Below are 26,181 nucleotides of genomic sequence, written 5' to 3'. Positions count from 1 at the left end.
AGGCCTGTACACCGCCACGGTTGATTACTACATCGGCTGGTAAGCCCTCTTCCTTATCTGCTTCCTGAGGCTTAAACACCATGAAAAAAATTGCTTCTGTCCTGCTGCTTCCCCTGCTGCTCGCCGCCTGCGGCACCTCCTCTGCTCCTCAGTCTGCTGACCACAGCCTCCTCGGGGGCGCGCCCGTCGCGGCCGGTCAGGACTACGTTCAGGCCTTTGAAGCCAAGGTTCAGAGCGACCTCAAGGCCCTGGGGCTGGACGGCGACCTGAGCGCTCAGGCCGTTGCACCCAAGTCCTACTTGAACGTGCTGCGCATGAGCGACAGCACCGCCCGCGCCTACATCAAGACGACCTACCCGGCCGAAACGGGTTGCACGGTTGATTGGGGCGATAGCTCGACCACGGGAGCGGCAACGCCTACCCCCACAAATATTGCCAGCGAGCAGCAGAACCACGAGTACCAGGAAAGCGGAACGTATGCAATTAAGCTGACCTGTGGAACAGACGTTAAGACCGTGAATTTCACTGCGACTGTCATTACTGCGCTTGATCTTTTCGACACATACAGTGGACCTCTCTCGTACACTTACCCGACGAGCACTGGCAACTTCAGATACGATGGACTGGGCAGTGCCCCTTACCTAGAGAAGGGCTTTAATTTCGTATCAGAGGCGAACTTTATGATGAAGTTTGGTGGTGGACTACCTACAAACCACACCAGCCTGCTAATTAGATTCAATGGCCCCGGCTCCAATGGCACCATCAACGCCACAAATAACGCGACCTTTAATCTGAAGACGCTAACCGCCAACGCTCTGTTCTGGGATGCCAAAATTACTGCTTACGACAGTAGCAATATCGAAATTGGCTCGTCCACTTTCTCAAATCGTTCTGAGTTGGTCGCTCCTGTAGAAACCCGCGTCCTGAACTGGAACAATGTGAAGTACATCAAAGTCACTGGTGGCGGCTTTGGCTATTTGAACCTCGACGATATGTCGGCAACCATCAACCGATAAGATAAATAATGGCTGCTCAGAATGTTTTTAAATCCATATCTGCTCAGCGATTGAGCGCAGGCTATGGACTGAGTAGTCGAGATTTGGACAAGAGGCTGGGAAAGCATAAACTCCCGGCCTCTTGCGTCTAAAGCTAGAGAGGATATGTTCAAGATTCCACGGAGACGAGTTATGAAAGCTTTTTGGCTGACCCTGCCTCTGGTGTGCTTCTCGGCTGCCACGGCAGCTACCACATCCACCACGGTGACCATCAACGCGGCCACCCAGTCGGCCTGTCAATTTGACACCGCCAACAGCAGCCCCACCATCGAACTGCCCGATTATGAGGCGGCCCTGGCCAACACCTACAGCGGCGAGCAGGCCCAGGTGTCTATCAGCGTGTACTGCAACAGCGGCACCGCGCTGACGGCCCGCAAGATTGGCGGCAGCACGGCGGCCACCACGAAACAGAACGCTGTGCCCGTGGCACTGACCCGTGACGGCGCGGCGGGTGGCCCCACCATTAACACCCTGGTGTGGTTCTCGGTGGGCGGCACCAACACGGTGGCCAGCGGCGCCTTTAAGGGCGCCACCCGCTACGTTTCGGTGATCCGGTCCGGCTGGCCCCAGCAGGCACAGTTCAGTGCCCCCACCGGGTTTTACACCGGAACAGTTGACTTCACCGTAGAATTTTAAGGTGATGCGTTTGTCTCGCAGGTTGGCTGACTGGGCACGCTGGACCGCGCTGGCCCTGCTGACGGGCGGCGCGGCCCAGGCCAGCTGCCAGTTCGGCGCGCCCGTGGTGAATGCGGTGGACAGTTACCGCTACGCGCAGGACTGGACCCAGACCGTGCAGCTGCCCGTCTCCTGCACCGGCGGCAGCACCGTCAGCAGCGTGCGGCTCAGCAGCACGGGCGGCACCCTGGAAGCCAGCACGGGCCGGTTTCTGGGCACCATGCGGTTTGGGGCCAGTGCCCTGAACTACGTGATTCCCGGCGCTGCGCAGCTGCGGGTGATCAGCGGTCTGCTGACCTTTCAGGTCACGGTGCCGGCCGGACAGTGGGGCGCCCCAACTGGCCCCTATTCGGACAGCCTGACGGTCAGCGTCGATTTTTAAGCCAGTCAGGGAGGCAGCCGCCCAGCGGCGCCTCTTTTCTGGCACTTCCCAACACAAGACAACAGTCTGTTTTTTGGCCCTGTGGCCACCTTCAGAGGAACAATGATGCCCAACTTTAAACGAGCTTTGGTGCTGGCCGCTGCGCTGTGCGCGCTGGGTCAGGCGCAAGCAGCCAAATTTGTGCTGAGCCCTGTGCTGCTCAACCTCAACCCCGCACAGTCCCTGACCACCGCCACCACCATCACCAACACCGACGGCGCCCCCACGGCGTTTACCGCCGAAGTGCTGGCCTGGACACAGAAAGACGGCCAGGACGTGCTGGTCCCCACCCGCGACGCCATCGTGAGCCCCATGACCTTCACCGTGGCGCCGGGCAAAAGCCAGGTGGTGCGCGTGGCGCTGCGTCAGGCGCCCAACACGGCTTCGGTGACCTACCGGCTGATTCTGCGCCAGAAGGTGCAGCCGCAGCCCACCAGCAGCGGCAGCGTCACGATTACTCCCCGGTACGTCTTCAGCCTGCCCCTGTTTGTCGAGAGGCAGTCGGCGCGTGCGGGCGTGACGATCAGCGCAGCGCCGCGCGCGGAAGGGACCTCGCTGGTCTTTAAGAACGCTGGGGACGGCTACGGGGTGTTCCGCAACATCAAGGTCACGGCGGCAGGCCGCACCTTTGAACTGGGTAACCAGTACGTGCTGAGCGGCGCCACCATGGAACTGAAACTGCCCGCCGAACTCAAGGATGTCCGGGCGCTGGAGTTCGCGGCCGATGACGCGAACCAGAAGCCGGTCAAAGTCACCCTGAATGTTCAGTAAGCCTGGGCCGCTGGGCCGGATATCCGGGCGCTGGCTGCTGCTCGGCGCCCTGCTGGGTCTGGCGCCCACCGCGTCGGCCCAGACCACGCTGGCGGCCGACATCTGCGCCGCCCCCGAAGACCTGGCCGAGGTGAGGGTGGACGGCCTGAGCCGGGGCACCTATTCGCTGCGCCGCGCCGGAGAAGGGCTGTGGCTGCAGACAGAAGCGTTGCAGGCCGGCGAGGAACGCTACGGCCAGGCCCAGGTCACCTGTGACGGCCTGGCCTTCACGCAGTTAAATCCCGTCCTGGCCGCGCAGTACGACGCCGAACGTCAGACCCTGGCCTTTCAGGCGCGGCTGGACCTGCTGCCCGTCTATACCGTCACGGTTTCAGACGCCCAGGCGGCGCCAGCAGCCTCCCAGAACCTGCCGCTGTATGCGCTGGAATACAGCCTGGAGGCCCACCGCCTGCCGTCAAGCGTGCTGGAGCAGCGCGGGCGCCTCCAGGGCACCTATGCCAACGGCCCCTTTAGCGCGCGGGTAGGTGTCACAGAAACCAGTTCGTCCACGCGGGAATTGGAACTGCTTCCTTCAGCTGCCGCCCGGTATCAGCTGAACCGGGACGCCCACATTGAGGCCGGCTGGAATATTCAGCCCCTGCTGGCCGGCGGCGTGGGGGGATTCAGCGGGCTGCAGGCCCAGGTCACCGGCTCAGCGGTGCGCCGCACCGATGACTTTACGGTCGCCCTTCCCCAGCCGGGGACGGTCACCCTGATTTCGGGCGGCGTCCTTCTGGGCCGCTGGAGCTTCGGTGCGGGCCGCGCGGTATTCCGGCAGTTGCCCCTCACTGGCAGTGCCGGCGCCATTGTGGCGATTATCAGCGACGCGAGCGGCCAGCGGGAAATCTCGGCGGCCTACAGCTTTCCGGCGGCCCTGTTGCCCGCCGGCAGCTACCACGCCCTGGGCGAGGCTGGCCGGTTGGGCACCCTCCCCTACGCCGGGGCGCAGCTGAGTTACGGCCTGACCCCGGCCCTCACGCTGGACGCGCAGGCACAGGTCAAGGCCGGGGTGACCAGCGGCGCGCTGGCCGTGACCATGGCCAACCAGAACCACACCCTGACGGTTGGGCTGGCCCACAACAGCCCAGACCAGGGCACGGCGGCGACAGTGGCCTACGGTGGCCGGCTCAGCAGCGCCGCTGGCCTGGGCATCAAGGCCCAGATTCCGCTGGGGAATGTCCAGGCCACGCGCGGCGAGGCGGCCCTGGGGTACGACCTGGGCGGCGTGGCGACGGCTGTGGGCGTGGGCTACGACCCGCAGCAGGCCGGCTGGTACGGCCGCGTGCAGGCCTCGGGCGACCTGAGCGAGACCGTGCGCCTGAGCGGCGCGGCGCGCCTCAGCGAGCGCGGCCGGCAGGTCAGCCTGACGCTGGGCTACAAACCCAGCGAGCAGTGGACGGCGGTGGTCAGCGCCGCAGCGGGCCCGTCGGGACCTGAGGTGCGGGCCGCCACGACCTATCTGCCCACGCCGGACCAGCGCGTGAGCCTGGCCTACGGCTCAGGTGTCCTGTACGGCGCCTATCAGCAGCGCGGCACAGTCGAGGTCAATGCCGGAGCCGGCTCCAACGGACAGATTGACCTGGGTGTGGAGGGCGCGCTGGTGTATGCCAATGACCGGGTGTATGCCAGTGCGGCGCGCAGCAGCGAGGTCTCGGTCCTGCTGGAAACGGGCATTCCAAACCTCTCGATTTACGTGGCAGGCGCCTTCCAGGGCCGCACCGACGCGCAGGGCGCGCTGGTGTTCTCGGTGTCTTCTGGTCAGCCGGTCGATCTTCGCGTGGACGTTCAGGCCCTGCCTATCGAAATCAGCGTGAAAGACGCCCACCTGCTGCTGCCCAGCCCAGAATCGCGCGCGGTGAAAGTGGACTGGCGCGAGAACTTTGAGCAGGCCAGAATCGTCAATTTCCAGACCCCGACGGGCGCCGAGGCCAGCTACGCCGCCGTCAGTCTGGGCACGGGCGAGGAGTATGACCTTGATGCCTTTGGGACCGGGCTTCTTCCGCGCACAGGTCAGGTCCAGTCGGGCCGCCTGCGGCTTCAGGACGGCAGCAGCTGCGCCGTGACCATCAGCCCCCAGGCTGACACTGTGCGTTGCAGCGCAGACCCCAGCGGCACAGACCTGCCCGCCGATTGAGCCATCACTCATCTGAGGAAGAGGGCGCCTGCTGGGCCGCCCTCTTTTCGTCTTCAGGGTCGGTCGCCTTCCTGACCGCCAACTGGACTCACAGCGGCTGCTCGTTCCATTGAGGGGCCAACGCCGCCCCTCCATTCCACTTTCGCCGTTGTCTCTGACGGACACTCACTGTGGTCGCCTCAGCGTGCTTGAGGATCATCACCCCCAACCACGCTGAGTTCCGCTGTCAGGCCCCGCCCAGCTGCCGCTGCTCGGCCTGCCGAAACACGTTCAAAGTGCCCCGGTCATACAGCACCACGCGCACTTGCAAGTCGGGGTGAGCCGCCAGAAAGTCGCGGATGGTCCGAATGGTGACCTCGGCTGCCTCTGGCAATGGGTAGCCGTAGACCCCCGTACTGATGGCTGGAAACGCCACGCTGGCACAGCCCTGCTGGACCACTAACGCCAGGCTGTGGCGGTAGGCGCTGGCCAGCAGCTCAGCCTCTTCCGCCTGCCCACCACGCCAGATCGGCCCCACAGCATGAATCACGTACTGCACGCCCTGCCGCGAGAGGTCAAAGGCCGGCGTGACCACGGCTGTTCCGGTCGGCGTGCCGCCCAGCTGCCAGATGGCCCGCAGCAGCTCGGGGCCAGCGGCGCGGTGAATGACGCCGTCCACGCCCCCGCCGCCCATCAGTTGCTTGTTGGCGGCGGTGACCACGGCGCAGGTGGTCTGCGCGGAAATATCGCCCTGCACGAGTTCCAGTGGCATGACAGAGCCTCCTTGACTGAAGGGGTGTTTAGTGCGTGGCGACCTCGTTCAGCTGCGCGTCGGTCAGCGTGTAGCTGCGCAGGGCATCGGCCTTGACGCGGGCCTCGCGGTCGGCCTCAGCCCACTCGGGTTCGGGAAGTTGCCGGGCGCGCTCGGCCCGCTGAATGGCATGCAGCTCGTCCACGGCGCGGTCCAGATCGTCGTTGACCACCACGTAGCGGAACTCGTGGGCCTCGCGGATTTCCTCGCGGGCGCGGGTCAGGCGGCCCTCGATACGCTCCGGGGTTTCGGTGGCGCGGCCTTCCAGCCGGCGGCGCAGCTCGGAGAGGCTGGGCGGCATGATAAATACCAGAATGGCTTCCTCGCCCATGCGGCTCTTGACCTGCATGGCGCCCTCGACCTCAATTTCCAGAATCACGTCCTGTCCACGGGACAGCGCGGCCTCTATGGGCTCAATCGGGGTGCCGTAGCGGTTACCGACAAAGGCAGCGTGTTCCAGAAACCCGTTTGCCTGGGCTTTGTGCTCAAAGTCGTCGGCGCCGACAAAGATGTAATGGACGCCGTGTTCCTCGCCGGGCCGGGCCTCACGCGTGGTCCAGGAGGTGCTGTAAAACACGTCCTGGCCCGCCAGCCAGCGTTCACGGAGGGTGCCCTTGCCCACGCCCGAAGCGCCGGTCATCACGAGCAGCAGGCCCCGGCGCGGCGAGGTGCTGAGGGGCATGTCAGAAAAGGGACCAGCGGTCATCCCGCCACGATACCCAATGCAGCCGCCCAAAGAGAACAGCGGCCCCCGCCACTGCTGGGGGCCACTGACGCAAGGGTTAGCGTTACTTCTTTTTACCCTTTGCGGGGCTGCCTTTAGAGCGGCTCTTGCCCAGGGCCTGGCCTTTTTCGTAGCTGGCCTGCATCTTGCGGCGGGTTTCTTCGGCCATCGTCTTAAAGTCCACCAGACCCGCTTCAATGGCTTCCACGCTGGGCTTGACACTGCCGCCCCGGCGGGCCGCAGCCAGTGAACGGTTAGTGTCTTCAAACCAGGCGTCAAAGTCTTCCGTCTGGTCAAAGAGCATTTCGCGCGTGTCGCGCTCGTAGGTGCCTTCTGTGCCCCGGCGGCTAAACTGCTTGGGCATGGTAAAGCGTTCAGGCATGTACGCCGCGTCAAACTTGCCCTGACGCACCGCCTCACGGAAAAGTTTGATAAATGAATCGCTGCGCTGGGGGTTGCTGAGTTCCAGCACCTGTTCACTGAGTTTCTTGTAAGCCATAAAAGCCTCCTTACCCTGAAGTATGGGTGACCCGCCTGCGTTATGTAAAGTGTGCGCCCTCTAGCGCAAGCACGCGCCTCTGAAAGGAAAGGGCTTCCTCACAGCTCTAGAAGGCTCCAGAGCAGGGCTTCACTCTTTTTCAACACTTGAATATAAAAGGGCCGGCAGCCGTAGAAGCCGACACCTCTCAAGCTCTATCCGGTTGTGCCCCTGAGATGAGCAAACCTGCCAAGCAGTGGAGACGAATCACTCTTCAGAGAGAGCCCGCAGCTGTCGTGGACGGAAGAGGCGTCAATCACCTCTACACCGCCCTCTTTGCAGAGAGGCCTTTCTCTTCAACAATTTGATTGGTAAAAATTCCACCTGTCTTGTGGATACTCGGCAAGAGCATCGGTAGGTCAGTATCCTGCTCGACCTCACCTGCTCGCTCGTCTCAATAGTTTCAATCGGAAGCTGTATTCGATAAGAAACGCGCCCTACACAACGCAGCAGCGGCGCACCTGGCGCCGCTGACAGACCATTGCCCCTGGCTTTTACAGGGTGCCTTTCAGGGTCGTGGCCACCTTAAAGCGGACCTTCTTGCCGGCAGGAATGGTGATGCGCTCGCTGGTGCCGGGGCGCACCCCGCTGCGCTCGGCGGTCTGGGCCACGCTCAGGGTGCCCAGGCCGGGCAGGCCCACGCTCTGGCCCGAACGCAGGGCCGATACCACGCAGTCGAGCATGGTGGCCACGGCGTCGCCGGCCTGCTTCTTGCTGAGCGAGGTGCGGTCGGCGACCAGGTCAATAATCTGGGTCTTGGCAATCTTGCCGCTGCCCTCGCTGCTGGGGGCGCTGCGGTCAGCGGCGCGGGCGGCGGGACGGGTGGCGGGCTTCTTCGCGGCGGGCTTGCTGCTCTTGGCCATGCGGGAACCTCCGAGAACTGAAGTCGAGCTGGATTGTAGGCTCAGGCGCACAGTAACACACCTGCTCCCCGCGTCAAGTCGCCGCTGGGGGGCCTGGGGCACGCACAGAACCCAGCTTCAGGGTGCGGGTGTGACCGGTCAGGGCGTCCAGGGTCCACAGCCGCCCCCGCAGCGCCTCACCCACGCCGCCCAGCACCTTCAGGGCTTCGAGGGCCATCATCTGGCCCACCACCCCCGGCACCGGCCCCAGCACCCCGGCCTCGTCGCAGGAGGCCGCGTCACCGGGCTCAGGAAACACGTCGCGCAGGCCCAGCCCAGGGCCAAAGACACTGACCAGGCCACTGGTGCCGCTGGCCGCGCCCCACACCCACTCGCGCCCGGCAGCGGTGCAGGTGTCGGCAATCAGGTAGCGGGTCTCGAAATTGTCGGTGGCGTCAATCAGCAAAGTCGCTTCTGCCAGCAGGGGCCCGATGGTGTCGGCGGTCAGGTGCGGCGCCGCCCTGACTTGCACAAATGGATTGATGGCCTGGGCCCGGGCGGCGGCGACCTCGGCCTTGGGGCGGCCCACGTCCGCCGCGGTAAAGAGCGGCTGACGGTGCAGATTGCTCAGGGCCACAGTGTCACTGTCGGCAACCGTCAGGGCGCCCACGCCGGCCCCGGCCAGCGCCGCAATCACAGGATTGCCCAGGCCGCCCGCGCCCACCACCAGCACCCGCGCCGCCTTCAGGCGGGCCTGGGCCCCGGCCTCTTGCCACTCGGGTACCAGCAGCGCGCGGCTGGCCCGGCGCAGTTCGGTGCGGGTCAGGGAGGGAGTGGGGGGCGTGCCCATGACCAGCAGTGTAGAGCGCCGGCCAGGCACCGGAAACGGCCTGGGCGGCGGCGCGGCTAGACCTTCTCTGCATCCTGGCGGCTGAGGTCTGCCCGCCTGCGGGGCGGACTCGGTATGCTGAGGCCCCATGACGCCCGCGCCCTTCTGGCAGCTGCACCTGCTCGGCGCGCCGCGCCTGATCCGCCCCGGTGGCCTGAGTGTCCCGCTGGACGGCGCGGCCCTGGTGCTGCTGGCCTACCTGGCCCTGGAAGGCCCCACCACCCGCTCGCGCCTGGCCCGGCTGCTGTGGCCGGACACGCCCGAGCGCGGCGCGCGGAACAACCTGGTTCATCTGGTGCGGCGGCTGGCCCGGACCCACGGTGACGGGCTGGTGCTGGCTGGCGACCTGCTGGCGCTGGCGTCCGAGGTCCAGGTCGACGTTCACGCCCTGCAACAGCCGGCCCTGCACGCGGCCGGGGAGGCGCCGGCGCCCGGTCTGCTGCTGGCCGGCACCGAAGTTGACGCCCAGGAAGAACTGGCCGACTGGCTGCTGATCTGGCGTGAGCGCGCCGAGCGGCTCTGGGCCGAGCGCCTGCTGAACGAGGCCCAGCGGCAGGAAGATGCAGGTGACTTCGCGGCGGCGGGCCTGAGCACCCAGCGCCTGCTGGAACTGAGCCCCACATCCGAGGAGGCGTGGCGCCGGTTGATGCGGCTGCAGTATCTGGCGGGTGACCGGGGCGCCGCCCTGACTTCCTTCGAGCGCTGCCGCGCCGTGATTCAGCGTGAATTTGGGGTCGAGCCCGCGCCAGAGACGGCGGCGCTGGCCCAGGAGATCGAGCGGGGTGCGCCCGTGGCGGTGCCGGCAGTGCCGGCGCGGCCCCGGCTGCCGCTGGCGGTGCGGCGCCCCCCCCGCCTGGTGGGCCGCGAGGCCGAATGGCGACAGCTGGACGACGCCTGGGCCGCTGGCCAGGTCATCCTGCTGTCGGGCGAGGCGGGGGTGGGCAAGTCCAGGCTGGCACACGACTTTGCGCGCAGCCGGGGCGAGGTGCTGACCCTGGAAGGCCGGCCCGGCGACGCCACCGTGCCCTACGCCACCACCACGCGGAGCCTGCGGCGAATTCTGGCCCGTACACCTGGGCTGCCTCTGGAGCCGTGGACGCGCCGCTGCCTCGCCCGGCTGCTGCCCGAACTGGGCGGCCCAGAGGACCCGCAGCTTGACCGTCCTGACGACCGGCTGCATGAGGCCATTGCCTATGTTTTCCGGGCCGGGCTGGATGGTGTCAGCGCCCTGGTGTACGACGACCTGCACCTCGCCGACCGCGCTTCTGTAGAGGCGACGTTCGTCCTGATTTCCAATCACTTTCCCCTGGGGCAGCCGGGGGGCGTGCCGCGCCTGATCGGCACCCTGCGCCCCGCCGAGGTGGCCAGCGACACGCTGGACCTCTTCCGGCGCAGCGCCGCCGCCAGCCACCACCGCACCCTGGACCTCGCGCCGCTGCGCCCAGAGGCGGTGGGGCAGCTGGTGGGGGACCTTGATGTGCCCGAACTGCAGACGCAGGGCGCGGCGCTGGCGCAGTTTACAGGCGGCAACCCCCTGTTCATTCTGGAAACCGTCAAGCACATGCTCGCTTCCTCGGCCCTGGACGGGCCGCTGCCCGTCACCGAACAGGCGTCCAGCCTCATTGCCCACCGCCTGACCCGGCTCTCGGCGGCGGCCCTGGCGGCGGCGCGGGCCGCGGCCGTGCTGCAAAGCGACTTGCAAATCGAGCTGGTGGCGGCGGTCCTGGGCGCCCCGGTGCTGGACACCGCCGCCGCCTGGGAGGAGCTGGAAGAGGCGCAGGTCATGGTGGGCGAGCGCTTCGCCCACGACCTGGTGCAAGAAACCGTGCTGGCTGGCCTGACCGAGGCGGTGCGCCGCCTGCTGAACCGCAGCGCCGCCCGCGTGCTGGAAAGTGAGGGGAACGCCGCGCCCGCGCGCATCGCCGGGCACTGGCAGGTGGGCGGCGACGAGGCGCGCGCCGCCCCCTGGCTGCTGCGGGCCGCCGAGGCGGCGCGGCGCCAGGGCCGCCTGGGCGAGGCCGTGGCCTTTGGCGAGCAGGCCGCCGCGTCGTTTGAGGCCGCGGGCAACAGTGACGGCGCCTTTGAGGCGGCCACCGTTGCCCTGCGCCTGGCCGCTGCCGTCGCTGTGCCCGGCCTCTTTCACCGGCTGGGGTTGCTGCTGCACCGGCTGGCCCACACCCCCCAGCAGGCGGTGCGCGCCTACGAGGCGCAGCTCAGGGACCTGTTCGAGCAGGGGGACTGGCCGGGCCTGCACGCCCTGGCCGAAGCCACCCTGACGCAGGCCACGGGCGCCAGCGACCACCGCCTGCAAACCGTGTGCCATGAGGCCCTGGCCGCCGAGGCCCTGCTGCACGGCGACCTGACCGCCGCCCGTCACCACCTGACCCAGCTGGGCACGCTGGCCACGACGCTGGGCGACCCCGACCTTCAGGCCTCGGTGCATCTGGGCCTGGGCCGCGTCCTGAGCGTGACCCACCGCCAGACGGCCCTGGCAGAGTTTGACCGGGCGCTGGCCCTGTACACCGAACTGAACGACCACACCGGACAGGTGGCCGCGCTGGCCCGCATGGCGTGGCTGCAGCAGGAACTGGGGCGCGCCCAGCTGGCCCTGCGGCTGGCCCAGCAGGCCCAGGACACCCTGACCCAGCTCGACACCCCCAGTCAGCTGCTGTTTACCGCTGCACACGCCCAGGCGCTGGCCCAGCACGCGCTGGGGCTGTGGGCCGGCGCCCTGGAGACCTTGAATGCTGCCCTGACCTCGCCCGTCATCGTGCGGACATGGTGGCTGAGCATTCTGCAGCTTGATCTGGCGCGGCTGTACCTGACGCTGGGTGCCCCAGCACGCAGCCTAAAAGAACTGGACGACCTGGAAGCGCGGGGCGACCTGGTGGGCCACGACCAGCCGCGCGTGCTGCTGACCCGCGCCGAGGTACTGACCGCCCTGGGCCAGCCCGAGGAGGCCCGCGCATTGCTGGAGGCGGCGCTGGCCCGGCCGGTTTCTCACCCGGACCCGTTCGAGCAGGGCCGCCTGCTGCTGGCCCTGACGCGGGTGGTCGCGCCGGCCCAGGCCCTGGACAGCGCCACGGCGGCCCTGACCCTGGCCCACGACGCCAAACTGGGCGGGCTGGAGGTACTGGCGCTGACCCGGCGGGCCCAGGCGCACCTGGACCTGGGAGACGGCGCGGCGGCACTGGAGGACAGCCGCGCGGCCCTGGACCTGAGCGCCGCCCTGACCCCAGAGGAGCCGCTGGGCGACCTGCTGGACGTTTATGCCCGCGCCCTGGAGCACACCGGCGATGAGGCCGCCGCCGAAGGACGTGAGCAGGCGCAAGCCTGGTGGCAGGCTGCCCTGGCGCAGGTGCCGGGCCCCTTTCGCCAGGAGTTTGCGGCCCGCCACGCCTTGACGCTGTAGAGGACGCTCGAAACGGTGCTTGGGGCCAGGGGACTTCACAGCCAGAGCGGCTTTCCCCTGGAACAGTTCAAGGGGATTCTGCCCCGTTCCGCCCCACTACTGCCGCAACAAGGGCTCTCCCCGGCTCAGCCAGGGTTTCTAGCCCGCCATTTCGCCCAGGCTGCACGTCAGAGGCAACTGGCCTGGCAGAGCCGCCTGCGCGCCCCGAAGAATTCGCTCAGCCTCGACCGGCTGCGCCCCCTGGCAGTTGATAGGCGTAACCTGAACACGGCAGCGCCGCCTTCGCGCTCACCCGAGGCCGCTAGAATGCCGCCCATATGCCGCCGTCCGCCGCGCCCGTGCTCGTCGCCCTCGCTGCGTATCTGCTGGGTTCGCTGGTCTCGGGGGTGCTGTATTCGCGCGCGCGCGGCGCGGATATCCGGGAGCGCGATCTGCCCGGCGGCAGCGGCACCTACCGCCAGTTTGGGCGGCAGGCGGCCATTCTGGTCACAGCGGGCGATGTCCTGAAAGGCGCGCTGGCGGGTGGCCTGGCCCGCGCCGTGGCGCCCGACTGGGGCTGGCTGGCGATGGCGGCCGTGGTGGCCGGCCACTGTTACCCGGTGTTTTTCCGCTTCCGGGGCGGCGGGGGCATCGCGCCGCTGCTGGGGGCGCTGCTGGTGCTGGCCCCGGTGACGCTGCTGGGCACGCTGGGCACCGCGCTGCTGTTTATCCCGCTGTACCGGGCCACCCTGCAGGCCCGCCTGAAACTGAACGCGGTGCCAGCCGCCACCCTGGTGGCCGTGCCAGTAGGCCTGCTGCTGGCCACGCGCTCTGGGGGCCTGTGGGAACTGCTGGCGGGCGGCGTGGTCATGGCGGTTCGCAGCGCCCAGCTGGTCGCGCGCGGCAACCAGGCCGAGGGCGCATGAAGAGGTGGCTGGGGCTGGCCCTTCTCGCCTCTGCGCTGGGCAGCGCGGGCGCCGAGGCCACCCTGGACGGCCGCACCCTGCGCGTGGACAACCCGGCGGGCCGCTGGGAGCGCACCTTTCCAGACGCCCTGGGGCCGCTGACTGGCCCCCTCGAACTGGGCTCGCGCGTGCTGCTGGGGGTGGGGCCGGTCGTGTACGACCTGGGCGCCGGGGGCGTGGTGGCGGGCCGCGCCGACCTGCCCGGAACCGTGACCTCGCTGGACGGCTCGGGGGGCGTGGTGCGGGTCAGCACCGAACTGGGCGACCTGACCGAGCGCCTCACCCTGGAGGTCACCCCGGCCCTGAGTGTGCAGGAGCGCGTGGTCTTTCCGCCTGACCCCGAGGTCACCGGCTGGCTGGCCCGCGCCGCCGACGCCGTGCTTCCCGGGGAACTGGGGCGCGCAGCCGCCGCCGACCCTCTCAATCCCTTTCTGGCGGTGCGCGAAGCCGAGGCGGCCCGCGCCGACGCTTACGCGGCCCTCAGCGCTGTGCGGCGGGCCCTGAGCGTCACCCTGCCTTTCCCAGCGTGGGTGGCGCTGGCCGCGCGGCTGGACGGCGCGGGGTTTCCGGCGGCGGCCGACCTGGCCCTGGACCGCGCGCGGCGGGACGCAGCGGCGCGCGGCGTGGACCCAGCCATTGCCGTCAGCCGGGAGGCGCTGGGGGCCTACGGCAACCCCAGCGGGTACGTGGCGACCCTGCTGGACCAGCGGCGCCTGGCGCGGGCCGCCGTCTGGATGGCCTACCTGCGCGAACTGCACCCGCGCTTTGAAGGCGGCACCGCCCTGTACGCCCGCTACGCCCAGGCCCTGCAGGACCAGGGCCGCGACGGCGAGGCCGGCGAGTGGCGGCAGTTCTCGCGCTCGCTGCGCGCCGGCACCCTGTACAACCTGGGCCCAGAGGGCCTGGGCGGCGTGCGCGACGCGGCCCGGCTGGCCATGCTGGCCCTGGGCGCGGCCCTGCTGGCCGGGCTGCTGGCCGTCGCGGTGCGGGCGTGGCGTGCCCAGGGCCAGGACACTCGCGCCCTGGGGGGCCGTTACCGGTCGTGGCTGCGCCATCCCCTGTCCCGCGCCCGGCGGGTCTTCGTGGCCTACGCCACGCTGCCCGAACGCCTGACCCTGGTGCTGCTGGCGGCGGCCCTGCTGGCCGTGACGGGGGGGCTGCAATGGGTGAATGTGGCGGGCGCCGGGCTCCAGTCACCGGCGCTGACGGGCGGCACCTACGGCGGCGGCTGGGGCGGCACGCAGCTGGCCAATCTGCCGCTGCGCCCCGGCCCCGACGCCGCGCTGCTGGCGGGCCTGAGCGCCCAGCTGGACGGCGAAGACGCCCTGGCCCGCGAGCAGTACACCCGCGCCGGGGCCGACGCCTGCGCGCGCAACAACCTGGGCGTGATTGCCCAGACGCGCGGCGACGAGCCGCAGGCACGTGAGCTGTACCGCGCCGCCCTGGCCGCCCGCCCCGACCTGGAAGCCGCCGCCTTTAACCTGGGGCTCAATCCGGGCACGCCCGAGGCCGCCTTTCAGCGGGCCTACCGCCCCGGCACGCCCCGGCTGTGCTATCCCGATCAGCGCCGCCTGACCCGCGCCGTGACCGGCGACCTGAGCGTGACCCTGCGCGCCGGGCTAAGCCGACCGCTAACCCTGCTGGACGACTCGTCTGCCGGGTCGCCGCGCCTGGGCCTGGCGCTGCTGGGCGCGGCGCTGCTCTCGGGGCTGCTGGCGCTGGCGCTGCTGCTGCCGGCCTCGGCGCTGGCGCCCGCACAGGCGCGGCCCCTGATCTACCGCGCGCTGGGGCTGCTGCTGCCCGGCTCGGCCCTGCTGGATAGCCCCTGGGGCAGCATGCTGCTGCTGGCCTGGGGCGCGCTGGTGGCGGCGCTGAGTGTCAGCAGCGGTCTGATTCTGACCCCCAGCCTGCCGGCCCTCACGCTGCCCACCACCCAGACCGCCCTGGTGACCGGCCTGGTGCTGACCTACAGCCTCAATCTGCTGGCCTTTATCGCTGCCGAGGTGCGCCACGGCCGCCGCCTGCGCCGCGAGGCGGCGGCGTGAAGCTGGTCGTCGGTGTCTCCGGGGGCAGCGGCATGCCCTACGCCCTGGCGGCCCTGCGCGCCCTTCACCATCTGGAGGTCGAGACCCATCTGGTTGTCAGCAGCGGGGCCAAGCGGGTGATGACCGCCGAGGGGGCCGGGCCGCAGCTCCCGGACCTGACGGCCCTGGCGGCACACGTTCACGACGACCGCGACCTGGCAGCCAGTGTGGCCAGCGGGTCGTTCCGCACCGACGGCATGCTGCTGCTGCCGTGCAGCGCGGGTACTCTGGCCAAAGTGGCCCACGGGTTTGCCGACACCCTGGTGACCCGCGCGGCGCACGTCACTCTCAAGGAGCGCCGCCCCCTGGTGCTGGTGGTGCGCGAGGACCCCCTGCCACGCCCGATGCTCGTTAACCTGCTGGCCGCCTTTGACGCCGGCGCGACCGTGATGAGCGCCAGCCCTGGCTTTTATCACGCGCCTGACACGGTCGACGACCTGCTGCATTTCGTCACCGCGCGGGTGCTGGACCAGTTCGGGCTGGACGTGCCCGGCTTTCGCCGCTGGCGTGAGGACGGGCACGCGTGAGCTGGCGTGCGTCCAGTTGCGTCTGCGCCAGGAAAGCGCCGGAAGGTCCACCCGTGCGGCGCTCTGCAAGCCCAGATCCCGAACTGCGCCCCGTTTCCTTTTCGCCGGAGATGGCATGAAAGTCGCGGCCCTGATTCCGGCGGCCGGGTCCGGCACCCGGCTGGGGCTGGGGCCCAAAGCGCTGGTCAAGGTGGGAGGCCGCACCCTGCTGGCCCGCAGCGCCGCGGCCCTGGCGCCGCATGTGGCCGAGGTGCTCGTGGCGCTGCCCCCCGGCGAAGAGTTGCCCGCCGATATTCCTGCCCGCGCCGTGGTGGGCCGCGCCACCCGGCAGGCGAGTGTGTTGGCCCTGCTGCGCGCCACCGACGCCGACACCGTGCTGATTCACGACGCGGCGCGGCCTTTCCTGCCGCCAGGCGTGATTCAGGCGCTGCTGGCTGCGGTGCAGACCACAGGCGCCGCCACCGCGGCCCTGCCGGTGGCCGATACGCTGGTGCGGGCCGCTCACCCAAGGGCCGCCGCCCAGCACTGGGGCACCCTCACCCCGCGTGAGGGCCTGTGGGCCGTGCAGACGCCGCAGGCCTTCCGGCGCCTGGCGCTGCTCGCCGCCCACGAGGCGGCCCTGAGCGACGGCTACGCCGCCACCGACGACGCAGGGCTCTTGGCGCGGCTGGGGCAGGCGGTGGCCCTGGTGCCCGGCGACGCGCGGCTGTTCAAGGTGACCACCCCAGGCGACCTGGCGCTGGCCCAGGCGCTGGCCCCGGTGTGGGACGCCCAGATATGGAATGCTGAGGGGGTATGACGCCTGACGCCGCGCCAGTCACGTACTTCGCCCCGGCGAAGGTCAATCTGGGCCTGAGCGTGCGCGCCCTGCGCGCCGACGGCTACCACGACCTGCATTCCCTGATGGTGCCGCTGAATGTCGGGGATGACCTGGAGGTCCGGGGCGCCGGGACCCTCAGCCTGACGGTCACTGGCGCCGACCTGCCGACCGACGAGCGCAATCTGGTGTACCGCGCGGCGCAGGCGTACCTGCAGGCGGCAGGGGTGACAGGCGGCGCGGCCATCACACTTCACAAGCGGCTGCCGCTGGCCTCGGGGCTGGGGGGCGGCAGCAGCGACGCGGCGACCACGCTGATGGCGCTGGCGCGGCTGTATCCATCGGGCGTGAACCTGGCGACCCTGGCCCGGGGCCTGGGCGCCGACGTGCCGTTTTTCCTGCTGGGCCGCGCCGCCACCGCCGCCGGGATTGGCGAGGTGCTCTCCCCCACACCGGTGCCGCGCACCGCGCTGGTGCTGCTGAACCCAGGGGTCGAGGTCAGTGCCCGCGACGCTTATATCTGGCTGGACGCCGAGGAAGACTTTAGTGGCGCCCTGGATATCGAAGCCATTGTGGCGGCGCTGTCCAATGGGCGCCCGGTGCCGTATTTCAACGCCCTGCAAGACCCGGTGGCGGCCCGTCACGCGCCGATCCGGGCCGCGCTGCGCGCCCTGGAAGAGGCTGGCCTCCACTCGCCCCTGATGAGCGGCTCGGGCGGCACCTGCTTTGCCCTGGCCCAGAATGATGACCAGGCGCACGAAGCGGTGCAGGCGCTGAGCCGGGCGTATCCAGACTGGTGGGTCACGGCGGCCTGCACGCTGTAAAAACCACAAGGCTTTTATCTCGCGCGGTGAGGCATTCAGAGCCTCTGCTGCTGACATTTCAGGCTTACGGTTGGATGCAGGCAGGCCCTACAGCTTTCTCAAGCGGGCTTGTTAAGCCGTAGCGGAGTGCGCCGTCCCCGACAGCGCCTCTGTGGACTAGAAGAGGTACAAGCGCACCGGAATGCCGCCGTCTGCTTCTCTTAAGCAAAAGACACAGCAGGCTGACGAGCGGCGCATTCGGGCAAGCCTCAGGGCCGTGGTGGGCGCAGAGATGAGGCAACCTACCTGCACCTAATGGCCCCTATGGACTGGAGACCAGCACCCCTCTCGCTCAGGACGCTGCAACTTTGCCCGCTGGGCGGCGAACCGCGTACAGCAGCGCCCCAGCAAAGGCCGCGCCCCCCAGCGCGAAGACGCCGCCCACGCCCCAGACCTGCCAGGCCGCGCCGCCCAGCATGGGACCGGCGGCCGCGCCCAGCGCCTCGGCGGTCATGACGGCCCCCCAGGCGGCGGCGCGCTGGCCCTGCGGCAGGGTGCGCGCCACCAGACCGTTCCAGCCGGTCAGAAAGGCGCCGAAACCCACGCCCGCCACCGCCGCCAGCAGCCAGAGAAACTGGGCGCCCGTCAGCGCCGCCAGGAAAAACCCGGCGCTGAGCAGGGCCAGGCCTGGCAAGAGGGCCCGCCCTGGGTGGTCGCGGTCGGCGTGGCGACCCAACCACGCAGCGCTGACGCCGATTAGCACGCCGGTCAGCGCGCCCGGCAGCAGCAGGTCTCCCAGGCGCAGGCCCAGAAAACTCAGCATGGGATACAGGGTCGTGACCAGCAGGCCCGGCGCCAATGTCTGCACAAAGGCCGTGGGCAGCAGCGCCGCCACGCCCCGCCACTCTCGCCAGGGGGCAGGCGCGGTCCGCAGCGGGAGGGAGGTGCGCCACAGGCTCAGGGCCAGCGCCGCCGCCGCACCCTGAAGGAGCAGCAGCCCCGTCCAGACGGCCCCTGGCCAGCCCTGCATGAGGGGGCCAGCTGCCAGGGCGCCGACCAGCACGGCGGGCACAGCGGTCAGGTTGGTCACGGTCAGGGCGCGGGCGGTGCGCTCTGGCCGGGCCAGCGCCTGCGAGGCGCTCATGACGGCGGGCCACAGCGCCGCGCTGCCGGCCCCCCACACGGCGCAGGCCAGCACCCCCCCCAGGGGCGACGGCAGGGTGCGGGTCAGCCACAGGGTCAGCAGGCCCAGCAGACTGCCTGCCAGCAGGGTTGGCCCCAGGCCGGCGCGCGCCACCAGCGCGCCGGCCGGGCCACGCATCAGGGCGTCGGCCAGGTAGTGTGCGCCGGCCATCACGCCAATCACGGCGGCGCTCAGGCCCAGTGCGGGCCCGCCAATGGGCAGCGCCGCCACAAAAAACGCGGCGCGCACCGTTTCGCTCAGGGCGAGCAGGGCCAGCAGCCGCAGCATGGTCAGGGGCCGCTGCCAGAGCATCGCGCCGATTGTATCCGGGGAAGGTGAAGGAAAAACGCCACAGGAACTGGGGGGACCAGCGGCAAAGCTCTTCAGGCCTGGGGCGTGCCGCCGCCAGCCTGTAAACACAAGCCTCTTCAAAGCGAGCAGGAGGTGACTGCCCATCCCGTTGTGCACCAGTTCTGCAGACGGGGCCAGCCTTCCTAGATTCGTGGGCCCGTTCGGCGTGCCTTGACGCTCCGCCTCACCCTTGTCCATTTCCGCTTTTCAGACTTCTGCAAGGCCGCGCCCCCTATGCTCCGGAGCAGTTCGGACCACGAGGGGAGGCCCAGCATGCACAGAGGACGGCTGTTCGGAATGCTCGCGCTGCTCACGGCGTCGGCGCTGCCGGGGCACCCCGCAGGCGCCGCGCTGGCCCGTCAGAGCCAGGCCGCCCTGCCCGCCTTTCCGGGGGCCGAGGGGTTCGGGGCCGGCGCCAGCGGCGGGCGGGGCGGGCGCGTGCTGGCTGTGACCACCCTGGCGGCGTCGGGGCCGGGGTCGCTGCAAGCGGCGCTGGACCAGAAGGGACCGCGCACCATCGTCTTCCGGGTCAGCGGCGTGATTCAGGGCGTGCCGGTGCTGACGCAGCCCGACGTGACGGTGGCCGGGCAGACCTCGCCGGGCGGGGTCATCCTGCGCGGCCTGCTGATTGAAGGCGAGACGGTGTGTGAGGCCGACGGCTGCCCACTGCCTCCGGTCACACCGCGCAACTTCATCGTGCGTCATCTGCGCCTGCGCCCCGCCGGGATAGGGGACGACGGCCTGCGCCTGCACCGCGCCAAACTGGGCATCATTGACCACGTATCGGTGGGCAACGCCTCGGACGAGGCCGTGCAGATCTCCTTTTCCAGCGACATCACGGTGCAGCGCAGCCTGTTTGCCGAGACGGTGGGTGACCACGCCGAATTTGGCGGGATGCTGCTCAATTACACGGACCCCGGGCGCGGCTTTCCCCTGACCCGCCTGTCTCTTCACCACAACCTCTGGAACCGTATCGTGGGCCGCTTGCCCGAGTTCAGCCGCGAGAACCCCAGTGCCAGCGGCACAGCAGCCGACTACGAGCTGTCCAACAACGTGATGTACGACCCCAGCCGCCCGGTCAGCCTCAGTCAGACCGCGCGGGTGAATGCCGAGGCCGGAGGCTACGCTTCGCAGCCGCTGTACTACCGCCTGAACGCGGTGGGCAACCTCTTTTACGCGCAGCCCAGCCGCTTTAATCACGGCATGTTCACACTGGAAGGAGCGGGGCTTCCCGAGGAAGGCTACCTGCCAGCCAGCACGCCCACCCGGCTGTTTCTGTCCGGCAACCAGGTCAACCTGTTTCCCGCACAGCGCGACTTTGGGCTGGTGTACTGCTGCAACGACTTTGCCGAGGCGGCACAGACGGGAGGCCTGCCCTTTGCCCAGACGCCGCCCCCCTTTGCCGCCCCGGCCCGGCACCCCTTTCCGGCCATCACCTACCACCCGGCAGACGAGTTGCTGACCCTCCTGGCACGCGACGTGGGCGCGCTGCCCCGCGACCCGATGGACCGCCGCCTGATGGCCCACGTGGCGGCACGAACGTTTGACCCAGCGCCCCAGGACACCAACCCGGCGGGCGACGCGCTGCGACTGGATTTCACGGCGCCGCCCCCAGCGCCGGCCGACACCGACGGCGACGGCATGCCTGACAGCTGGGAGCGCGCCAATAGCCTGAATCCGGCGGTGGCGGCGGACGGCAACACCACCACCCTGTCACTGGCCCGACTGGGGCGCGCCGGCTACACCAACCTGGAGGTGTACCTGCACGACCGTGCCCAGAACGTGGCCAAGCCATAAAAGAACACAGCCATCAGCCCCTGCCCACTACGCGGCGGGGGCTGCTGGGCAGGGCCATAACCCGGCGGCCAGAAAAAGGCCTGCCGGTGGGGGCCGGCAGACCTGAAGATCAGCGTGAGGGTGGTTTTACGGCTGTGAGGGCGGCGTGACTGGGGCCTGGGTGCCCGGTGTGGCGGGGTCAGGGGCCGCCGGATCAGGCGCGACAGTGCCGTCCGGGGCCGTTTCAGGCGCCGCTGGGTCTGTGGACTCGGTGGCTGAGTCTTCAGAGTCCGTGGCGGGCTCCCCGGTCTCAGAGGTGTCGGTGGCCGGCGTCTCAGATTCAGTGGCTGGGTCTTCAGCAGACGCTGGGGCGTCCTCGGCGGCGGTGTCTTCAGCCGGGGCCGTTTCTTCTGCGGCTGCGGCCGTCCCGGCAGCAGTGTCCATCACGCGCGACAGGGCCACGACGGTCAGCCCAAACTGGGTTCTGGTGCTCAGCTCGTAGGTCTGGTCATCTTTCTGAAGGCGCAGGGCGGTTGCGGTGGTTCCGGTGCCTGCCGACTCGTTCTGCGCAGGCGTGTACCCTTCGGCCGCCAGCGCTTCGGCGGTGCGGGTCAGGGCGTCCTCAGTCCCCGCCGCGTAAATCAGCGCCTCACCCAGCACGGTGGGCACGGTTTTCAGCACTTCCTCGCCGCTCAGTACCGGGACCTTTACGCTGCCCACGGCAGGCAAGCTGGCGGGAGCGCTGCTCTCCGGGGCAGCTTCGGCTTCAGCAGGTGTGGCCTCGGCTGGGGCAGTGGTGGGCGCCGCCTCGGTTGCAGGCGCCGTGTCTGTGGCGGGGGCCGGCTCGGTGGCTGGTTCAGCCGGCTCAGTGGTCGCCGGGTCGGCAGGTGTCTGCACAGGTGCCGTCTGTGCTGGCGGTGCGGGGGTGGTCTGGGTCGCCGGGAGATTCAGGTTAGGCACCACAGGTTGGGCACTCTGGGCCAGGGTCGGGCCAGCGAGCAGGCTCAGGGTGAGCAGGGCCAGAACCGAGCGGGCAGAAGAAGGGAAGGTTCGCATGTCACACCTCTGGGGCGGGGCCGCGTCGGGCACCCTGAGAAAAAGTGAACGGCGGCGCGGCGCCTGTTCCTGCCTTTCACCCTGCCGCCGCGACCTGCGCTTTCTCTGCGGGCAGGCTCAAGGGGACACCTGGCCTTTTCTCAGGGCGGCGCCAGCGCCGGCTCACCGGGCTCAGGGCCACGTCACAGCGGCTTCATCTGGGCACGGTCAAAAGGCCGAGCAGGAGCGGGGCTCTCTTCTGCCGTTAACTCAGGGCCGGGGCTAGAGGATGAGGCAAATTCTCACCGCGCGGGGCCGTGTGGGTGGACCTCTGACCCTGCTGCATGAGGGCTGAATCTCATGGAGCGGTTGACCGGGGCTGCCATCGCCAGCGTCCCAGGCGGCATTTCTCCCTACATCCAACCTATTCTCTATGGCCTCCACTGTGGCCCATTCCTTGATCCACCTGTCTTGGTGACCTTGAAGTCAGCTGCCGTAAGGGGCATGTCAGGTCCAGCGCGCAAGATTGCGTGGCGTACAAGGAACGGCGCACTGCGCTTTTCGCTTCTGAAAGGAGGCTTCTGATTCATGACGCTGCATGACCAGACGGGCTTTACCGTCAATCCGCTGCTGTTTGTGCCGGTGGCCAACTTTCCCCAGGTCACCGCGCTGCCTGAGCGCCACACCCTTCCCGGCGCCGAACTGCTGGTGTTCCGCTTTGCCAACGGCTACGGCGCCGCCGTGACCCGGCAGATGTCGCGCCCCGACGACACCGCCTTTGAATTCTGTGTGCTGGACTGCACCCTGCCCGAGCCGCAGCCCTGCCTGACCACGCCAGTGGCGGCGGCCTTCCGCTCGGGGCTGTCGCACACCGACGCCCACGCCCTGCTAATGCTGGCCGAGCGCCTGCCTCTGCACGAGCGCTGTGTGGAGGCCAACACCGCCCTGATCGAAGAAGAGTTTTAAGGTCGGTCCTTCGGTGTGCCTGGCGTCCAGTTCAGGAACGCCGGGCACACTGACTTGGGCCAAATGCAGACGGTTCAGCCTGAAGTACAGAGCGGCTCTTTGCCGCCGTTACCTTTGCCGCCAAGTACGCGGTAGACGGCCCCATCCGCTATGCTGGGCGGACATCACATGAAGACCACACAGGGCAAGAGGCGTGGGGGGTGGGGCCGCCGGGTGGCCACCGGGCTGCTGGGGACCGCGTTGGTGCTGGGGGCCGCCGGAGCGGGCGGCTACAGCTGGCTGCGCCTGACTTCAGAGCCGCGCACGGCGGGCGCCCTGACGGCCGCCGGGCTGGGCCAGAGCGTGCAGGTCACGCGCGACGCCTGGGGCGTGCCGCACATTCGCGCGCAGACCGATGAGGACGCGGTGTTTGCGCTGGGCTTCGTGCACTGGCAGGACCGCGCCTGGCAGATGGATTTTCAGCGCCGGGTGGCCCAGGGCCGCCTCTCGGAGGTTCTGGGCGAAGCCGCACTGGGCCAGGACCGCTTCCTGCGCACCTGGGGCTTTCAGCGCGCGGCCCTGTCGGCCCTGCCGGCCCTGGAAGACCGCACCCGCCGCCTGATCCGCGCCTACACGGCAGGGGTCAATGCGGCGCAGGCCCAGGGCAAGGTGGCCCCGGAGTTCCGGATTCTGGGCTACCGCCCGGAGCCCTGGCAGGAGGTGGACAGCCTGTCGTGGAGCAAGCTGATGGCCTTTGACCTGGGCGGCAACTACGAAGAAGAGGTGCTGGGCACGCGGGTGGTGGAGCGGCTGGGCGAGGGCGGCCTGGACGCGGTGATGGCCCCGTACCCGGCCGGGGCGCCGACCATCCTCAGCGCCGATGAACTGCCGCTGCAGGCCGCCCAGCCAGCGAGCCGTCTTCCCTCCCAGGCGGTGCCGCCGGGCGCGCTGGCCGAGTTACGGGCCCACCTGGCCGCCGCACGCGCGCTGGGCCTGCAGGCCGTGCCGGGCAAGGGCAGCAACGACTGGGTAGTGGGGGGTGCGCGCACCGAGAGCGGCAAGCCCATCCTGGCCGACGACCCTCACCTGGCCCTGACTGCCCCGATGCTGTGGTATCTGGCCGACCTTCAGGGCGGTGGGCTCAACGCCATCGGGGCCAGCATTCCGGGCCTGCCCGCCATCGTGATTGGGCGCAACGAGCGGGTGGCCTGGGGCGTGACCAACGTGAACCCCGACGTGCAGGACCTGTACCTGGAACCCGAAGACGCGACTTTCCGCACCCGCACCGAGGTCATTCGGGTCAAGGGCCAGCCGGACGTGACCCTGATGGTGCGCGAGAGTGCCCACGGCCCGGTGGTCAGCGGCGCCGGCGCCGAGGGCCTGGGGCCGCGCGTGGCCCTGAAGTGGACGGCGCTGGCGGCAGGCGACACCACGATGGACGCCTTTCTGGGCCTCAATTACGCGCAGAACTGGCCGGACTTTACCCGCGCGCTGTCCCGGTACGTGGCGCCCAGCCAGAGCTTTGTCTACGCCGATGTGGACGGCAACACCGGGTATTACGCCCCAGGCCGCGTGCCCATCCGCCGGGGCTGGGACGGCAGCTTGCCGGTCAGCGGAGACGGCTCGCGCGAGTGGCAGGGCTTCATTCCTTTCGAGCAGCTGCCGCATGTATACAACCCCAAAGACAATCTGGTGGTCACCGCCAACAACCAGGTGACCCCGCCGGGCTACCCCTACGCCCTGGGCAACGCCCGCAACTGGTCCGAGCCGTACCGCGCCGCGCGCATCACTGCTCTGCTGGAGGCTAAACCCAAACTCAGTGTGGCCGATGTGCAGGCCACCCAGACCGACACGCTCAGCCCCATGTGGCCGGACTTCAGGCCGCTGCTGCTGGCCGCGCGCCCTGCGGACGACGAGGCCCGGCGCGCCCTTGAAGCGCTGCGCGGCTGGGACGGCCAGCAAACGGTAGAAAGTGTGCCCAGCCTGCTGTTTGAAGCCTGGATGATGGGGCTGCGCGAGATGGCCCGCGACGAACTGAACGACGAGACCGTCATGAACAGCCTCTCGGTCCTGAATCAGTTGCGTGGAGACGGCGAGCTGTGCGCCGTGCAGGGTCAGGGCGACTGCGCTTCTCTGCTGACCCGCACCCTGACAGTGGCCCTGACCGACCTGCGGGAGCGCCTGGGGCCGGATATGACCCGCTGGACCTACGGCCGGCTGCATCAGGTGGCCAGCAACCACCGCGCCTTTGGCAAGGTGAGCGCCCTGGCCTGGCTGTTTAACCACTCGGCGCCGACCCCCGGCGGCACGAACACCGTGAATGTGGCGCGCCCCGAGCACGGCACCTTCCGCCAGACGCACGGCCCCAGCTACCGCCAGATTGTGGACCTGAGTGACCCTGACCGCAGCCTGTATATCGGCAGCCTGGGGCAGGCGGGCAGTCCGCTGGCCCCGCACGCCGACGACCAGATGAAGCGCTGGATTGCCGGTGAGTACCTGCCCATGAGCACCCGCCCGCAGGACTGGGGCCAAGCGCGCACCCTGACGCTGCGGCCCACAGCGGGGTCAAGCACACCCTGAGAGGGCCGCGTTCACCCCGGACCAACTGGGCGGGGCGCGAGCACAGGACACCCAGGCTCACAGTTCGCATTTCCGAAAGGCCACCGCAATGGCTCCGTTTCCGCCGCAAGGGCCTGAACTCAGTAGACTGCCGGACATGGCTGAACCTTCCCGCGTGCGCGACGCGCTGCGCGCCAGCATGACCGCCTGGGCCACCCTGAGTGTGCGCGGCGACCAGGCGCGCGTGACCCTGACCCCCGACCTGGCTGTGCTGTCGGCGCAGCTGGACGCCATTGACCCCGGCTGGAGCCTGACCTGGGCCTGCGACCATGTGACGCCGCCCATCGTGCGCGCCCGCCTGGGCGTGCTGGGCGCCACCCGCGAAGGCCTGGCCACCGGGCACACCCTGGCCGATGCCAAATTGGCCGCCCTGGCCGACCTGGCCCGCAGCTACGGCGTGCAGCCCAGCAGCGAGGCGGTGTGGGTGGAATACGACCCCGAAGACGGGGCCAACACCGCCGAACTGGAAGCCGAGACCCCCGCGCCCCAGGCGCCGGCCAGCCGCCCCTTGCCCAAAGAGCCGCCGCGAGATCCCCAGATGGACAAGGCCCGGCGCCACATTGAAGACTTGCTGGAGCAGCTGAAGGTGGCGGGCCGGGGCGGGGATGCCGCCCGCATCCTGATGCGCGGGTACGGCGAGACCCTGGACGAAAGCCGCGCCATCTACAAGGAACTGCAGACGCTGCTCAAAGGCTAGAGGCGCCTGATACGGCCTCCGATTGAACCGAGCAGAAGGCTTGATGACAGCCGAGCGGACTTGCAAAGCTGCGCAGGAGAAGGAATGGATGCCGCTACATGACGGCATAG

General features: G+C 69.1%; 22 protein-coding genes. 15 read left to right on the top strand and 7 right to left on the bottom strand.

Going from position 1 to position 26,181, the window contains the following annotated elements; all coding sequences use genetic code 11:
- The first annotated feature begins 80 nt into the window (after nucleotides 1-80).
- The 5 genes from GO986_RS19950 to GO986_RS19930 all read left to right on the top strand — a co-directional run bounded on the left by GO986_RS19950 (nucleotide 81) and on the right by GO986_RS19930 (nucleotide 5,095).
- Complete coding sequence (locus GO986_RS19950; RefSeq protein ID WP_157461275.1) at nucleotides 81-1,016, top strand: hypothetical protein; 936 nt, start codon at nucleotides 81-83, stop codon at nucleotides 1,014-1,016.
- Nucleotides 1,017-1,187: 171 nt separating this feature from the next.
- Nucleotides 1,188-1,691, top strand: a complete 504-nt coding sequence (locus tag GO986_RS19945; RefSeq protein ID WP_157461274.1) for a hypothetical protein — start codon at nucleotides 1,188-1,190, stop codon at nucleotides 1,689-1,691.
- Between the two features lies 1 nt (nucleotide 1,692).
- Nucleotides 1,693-2,112: a hypothetical protein gene (locus tag GO986_RS19940; RefSeq protein ID WP_157461273.1), complete on the top strand. Its 420-nt coding sequence runs from the start codon at nucleotides 1,693-1,695 to the stop codon at nucleotides 2,110-2,112.
- A 102-nt stretch (nucleotides 2,113-2,214) separates the two neighbouring features.
- Nucleotides 2,215-2,922, top strand: coding sequence for a fimbrial biogenesis chaperone (locus GO986_RS19935; protein ID WP_232337921.1), 708 nt, complete (start codon nucleotides 2,215-2,217; stop codon nucleotides 2,920-2,922).
- On the top strand, nucleotides 2,912-5,095 hold the full coding sequence (locus GO986_RS19930) for a fimbria/pilus outer membrane usher protein (RefSeq protein WP_157461272.1): 2,184 nt from the start codon (nucleotides 2,912-2,914) through the stop codon (nucleotides 5,093-5,095). Before GO986_RS19935 ends, GO986_RS19930 begins: the two co-directional genes overlap by 11 nt.
- 226 nt (nucleotides 5,096-5,321) lie before the next feature.
- On the opposite strand, the gene GO986_RS19925 is transcribed toward GO986_RS19930, so the two are convergent.
- From GO986_RS19925 to GO986_RS19905, 5 genes are all read right to left on the bottom strand, one after another.
- Nucleotides 5,322-5,846, bottom strand: a complete 525-nt coding sequence (locus GO986_RS19925; protein WP_157461271.1) for a macro domain-containing protein — start codon at nucleotides 5,844-5,846, stop codon at nucleotides 5,322-5,324.
- Nucleotides 5,847-5,874: 28 nt separating this feature from the next.
- Nucleotides 5,875-6,591 carry a guanylate kinase gene (gene gmk, locus GO986_RS19920; RefSeq protein WP_157461270.1) on the bottom strand — a complete coding sequence of 239 codons (717 nt, stop codon included), beginning with the start codon at nucleotides 6,589-6,591 and terminating at the stop codon, nucleotides 5,875-5,877.
- 82 nt (nucleotides 6,592-6,673) lie between these two features.
- The gene (locus GO986_RS19915) at nucleotides 6,674-7,108 is read right to left on the bottom strand and encodes a hypothetical protein (RefSeq protein WP_157461269.1); all 435 of its coding nucleotides are present in this window, start codon (nucleotides 7,106-7,108) and stop codon (nucleotides 6,674-6,676) included.
- Between the two features lie 533 nt (nucleotides 7,109-7,641).
- Nucleotides 7,642-8,010: an HU family DNA-binding protein gene (locus tag GO986_RS19910; protein WP_157461268.1), complete on the bottom strand. Its 369-nt coding sequence runs from the start codon at nucleotides 8,008-8,010 to the stop codon at nucleotides 7,642-7,644.
- A gap of 73 nt (nucleotides 8,011-8,083) precedes the next feature.
- Entirely contained in the window at nucleotides 8,084-8,839 is a 756-nt protein-coding gene (locus GO986_RS19905) for a HesA/MoeB/ThiF family protein (RefSeq protein WP_157461267.1), read from the bottom strand.
- A gap of 127 nt (nucleotides 8,840-8,966) precedes the next feature.
- Here GO986_RS19905 and GO986_RS19900 point away from each other — a divergent pair, with 127 nt between their 5' ends.
- The 6 genes from GO986_RS19900 to GO986_RS19875 all read left to right on the top strand — a co-directional run bounded on the left by GO986_RS19900 (nucleotide 8,967) and on the right by GO986_RS19875 (nucleotide 17,486).
- Nucleotides 8,967-12,290 (top strand): ATP-binding protein, encoded by a 3,324-nt coding sequence (locus GO986_RS19900; protein WP_157461266.1) that lies wholly within the window; start codon nucleotides 8,967-8,969, stop codon nucleotides 12,288-12,290.
- A 317-nt stretch (nucleotides 12,291-12,607) separates the two neighbouring features.
- Nucleotides 12,608-13,195 carry a glycerol-3-phosphate acyltransferase gene (locus GO986_RS19895; RefSeq protein WP_157461265.1) on the top strand — a complete coding sequence of 196 codons (588 nt, stop codon included), beginning with the start codon at nucleotides 12,608-12,610 and terminating at the stop codon, nucleotides 13,193-13,195.
- A complete protein-coding gene (locus GO986_RS19890; RefSeq protein ID WP_157461264.1) occupies nucleotides 13,192-15,279 on the top strand; it encodes a hypothetical protein in 2,088 nt (695 codons plus the stop codon). Before GO986_RS19895 ends, GO986_RS19890 begins: the two co-directional genes overlap by 4 nt.
- Nucleotides 15,276-15,845, top strand: coding sequence for a UbiX family flavin prenyltransferase (locus GO986_RS19885; protein WP_369409492.1), 570 nt, complete (start codon nucleotides 15,276-15,278; stop codon nucleotides 15,843-15,845). Before GO986_RS19890 ends, GO986_RS19885 begins: the two co-directional genes overlap by 4 nt.
- Nucleotides 15,846-15,960: 115 nt before the next feature.
- Nucleotides 15,961-16,644: a 2-C-methyl-D-erythritol 4-phosphate cytidylyltransferase gene (gene ispD / locus GO986_RS19880; RefSeq protein ID WP_157461263.1), complete on the top strand. Its 684-nt coding sequence runs from the start codon at nucleotides 15,961-15,963 to the stop codon at nucleotides 16,642-16,644.
- Nucleotides 16,641-17,486, top strand: a complete 846-nt coding sequence (locus GO986_RS19875; RefSeq protein WP_157461262.1) for a 4-(cytidine 5'-diphospho)-2-C-methyl-D-erythritol kinase — start codon at nucleotides 16,641-16,643, stop codon at nucleotides 17,484-17,486. The genes ispD and GO986_RS19875 overlap by 4 nt, the downstream gene beginning before the upstream one ends.
- Nucleotides 17,487-17,817: 331 nt before the next feature.
- Here the strand turns inward: GO986_RS19875 and GO986_RS19870 are convergent, their stop codons facing one another.
- A complete protein-coding gene (locus tag GO986_RS19870) occupies nucleotides 17,818-18,960 on the bottom strand; it encodes an MFS transporter (RefSeq protein WP_157461261.1) in 1,143 nt (380 codons plus the stop codon).
- A 312-nt stretch (nucleotides 18,961-19,272) separates the two neighbouring features.
- On the opposite strand from GO986_RS19870, the gene GO986_RS19865 reads away from it, so the two are divergent.
- Nucleotides 19,273-20,796, top strand: a complete 1,524-nt coding sequence (locus GO986_RS19865; RefSeq protein ID WP_157461260.1) for a hypothetical protein — start codon at nucleotides 19,273-19,275, stop codon at nucleotides 20,794-20,796.
- 126 nt (nucleotides 20,797-20,922) lie between these two features.
- On the opposite strand, the gene GO986_RS19860 is transcribed toward GO986_RS19865, so the two are convergent.
- On the bottom strand, nucleotides 20,923-21,831 hold the full coding sequence (locus GO986_RS19860; RefSeq protein WP_157461259.1) for a hypothetical protein: 909 nt from the start codon (nucleotides 21,829-21,831) through the stop codon (nucleotides 20,923-20,925).
- 567 nt (nucleotides 21,832-22,398) lie between these two features.
- Here GO986_RS19860 and GO986_RS19855 point away from each other — a divergent pair.
- The 3 genes from GO986_RS19855 to GO986_RS19845 all read left to right on the top strand — a co-directional run bounded on the left by GO986_RS19855 (nucleotide 22,399) and on the right by GO986_RS19845 (nucleotide 26,071).
- On the top strand, nucleotides 22,399-22,776 hold the full coding sequence (locus GO986_RS19855) for a hypothetical protein (RefSeq protein ID WP_157461258.1): 378 nt from the start codon (nucleotides 22,399-22,401) through the stop codon (nucleotides 22,774-22,776).
- 168 nt (nucleotides 22,777-22,944) lie between these two features.
- Nucleotides 22,945-25,335, top strand: coding sequence for a penicillin acylase family protein (locus tag GO986_RS19850; RefSeq protein WP_157461257.1), 2,391 nt, complete (start codon nucleotides 22,945-22,947; stop codon nucleotides 25,333-25,335).
- A gap of 136 nt (nucleotides 25,336-25,471) precedes the next feature.
- On the top strand, nucleotides 25,472-26,071 hold the full coding sequence (locus GO986_RS19845) for a single-stranded DNA-binding protein (RefSeq protein WP_157461256.1): 600 nt from the start codon (nucleotides 25,472-25,474) through the stop codon (nucleotides 26,069-26,071).
- The last annotated feature ends 110 nt before the right edge of the window (nucleotides 26,072-26,181 follow it).

Origin of the sequence: Deinococcus arboris (assembly GCF_009755355.1) — a bacterium.
GTDB classification, from domain to species: domain Bacteria; phylum Deinococcota; class Deinococci; order Deinococcales; family Deinococcaceae; genus Deinococcus; species Deinococcus betulae.
Note: the sequence above shows the minus strand (reverse complement) of the source record. Positions and strands in the feature narration are given on the sequence as shown.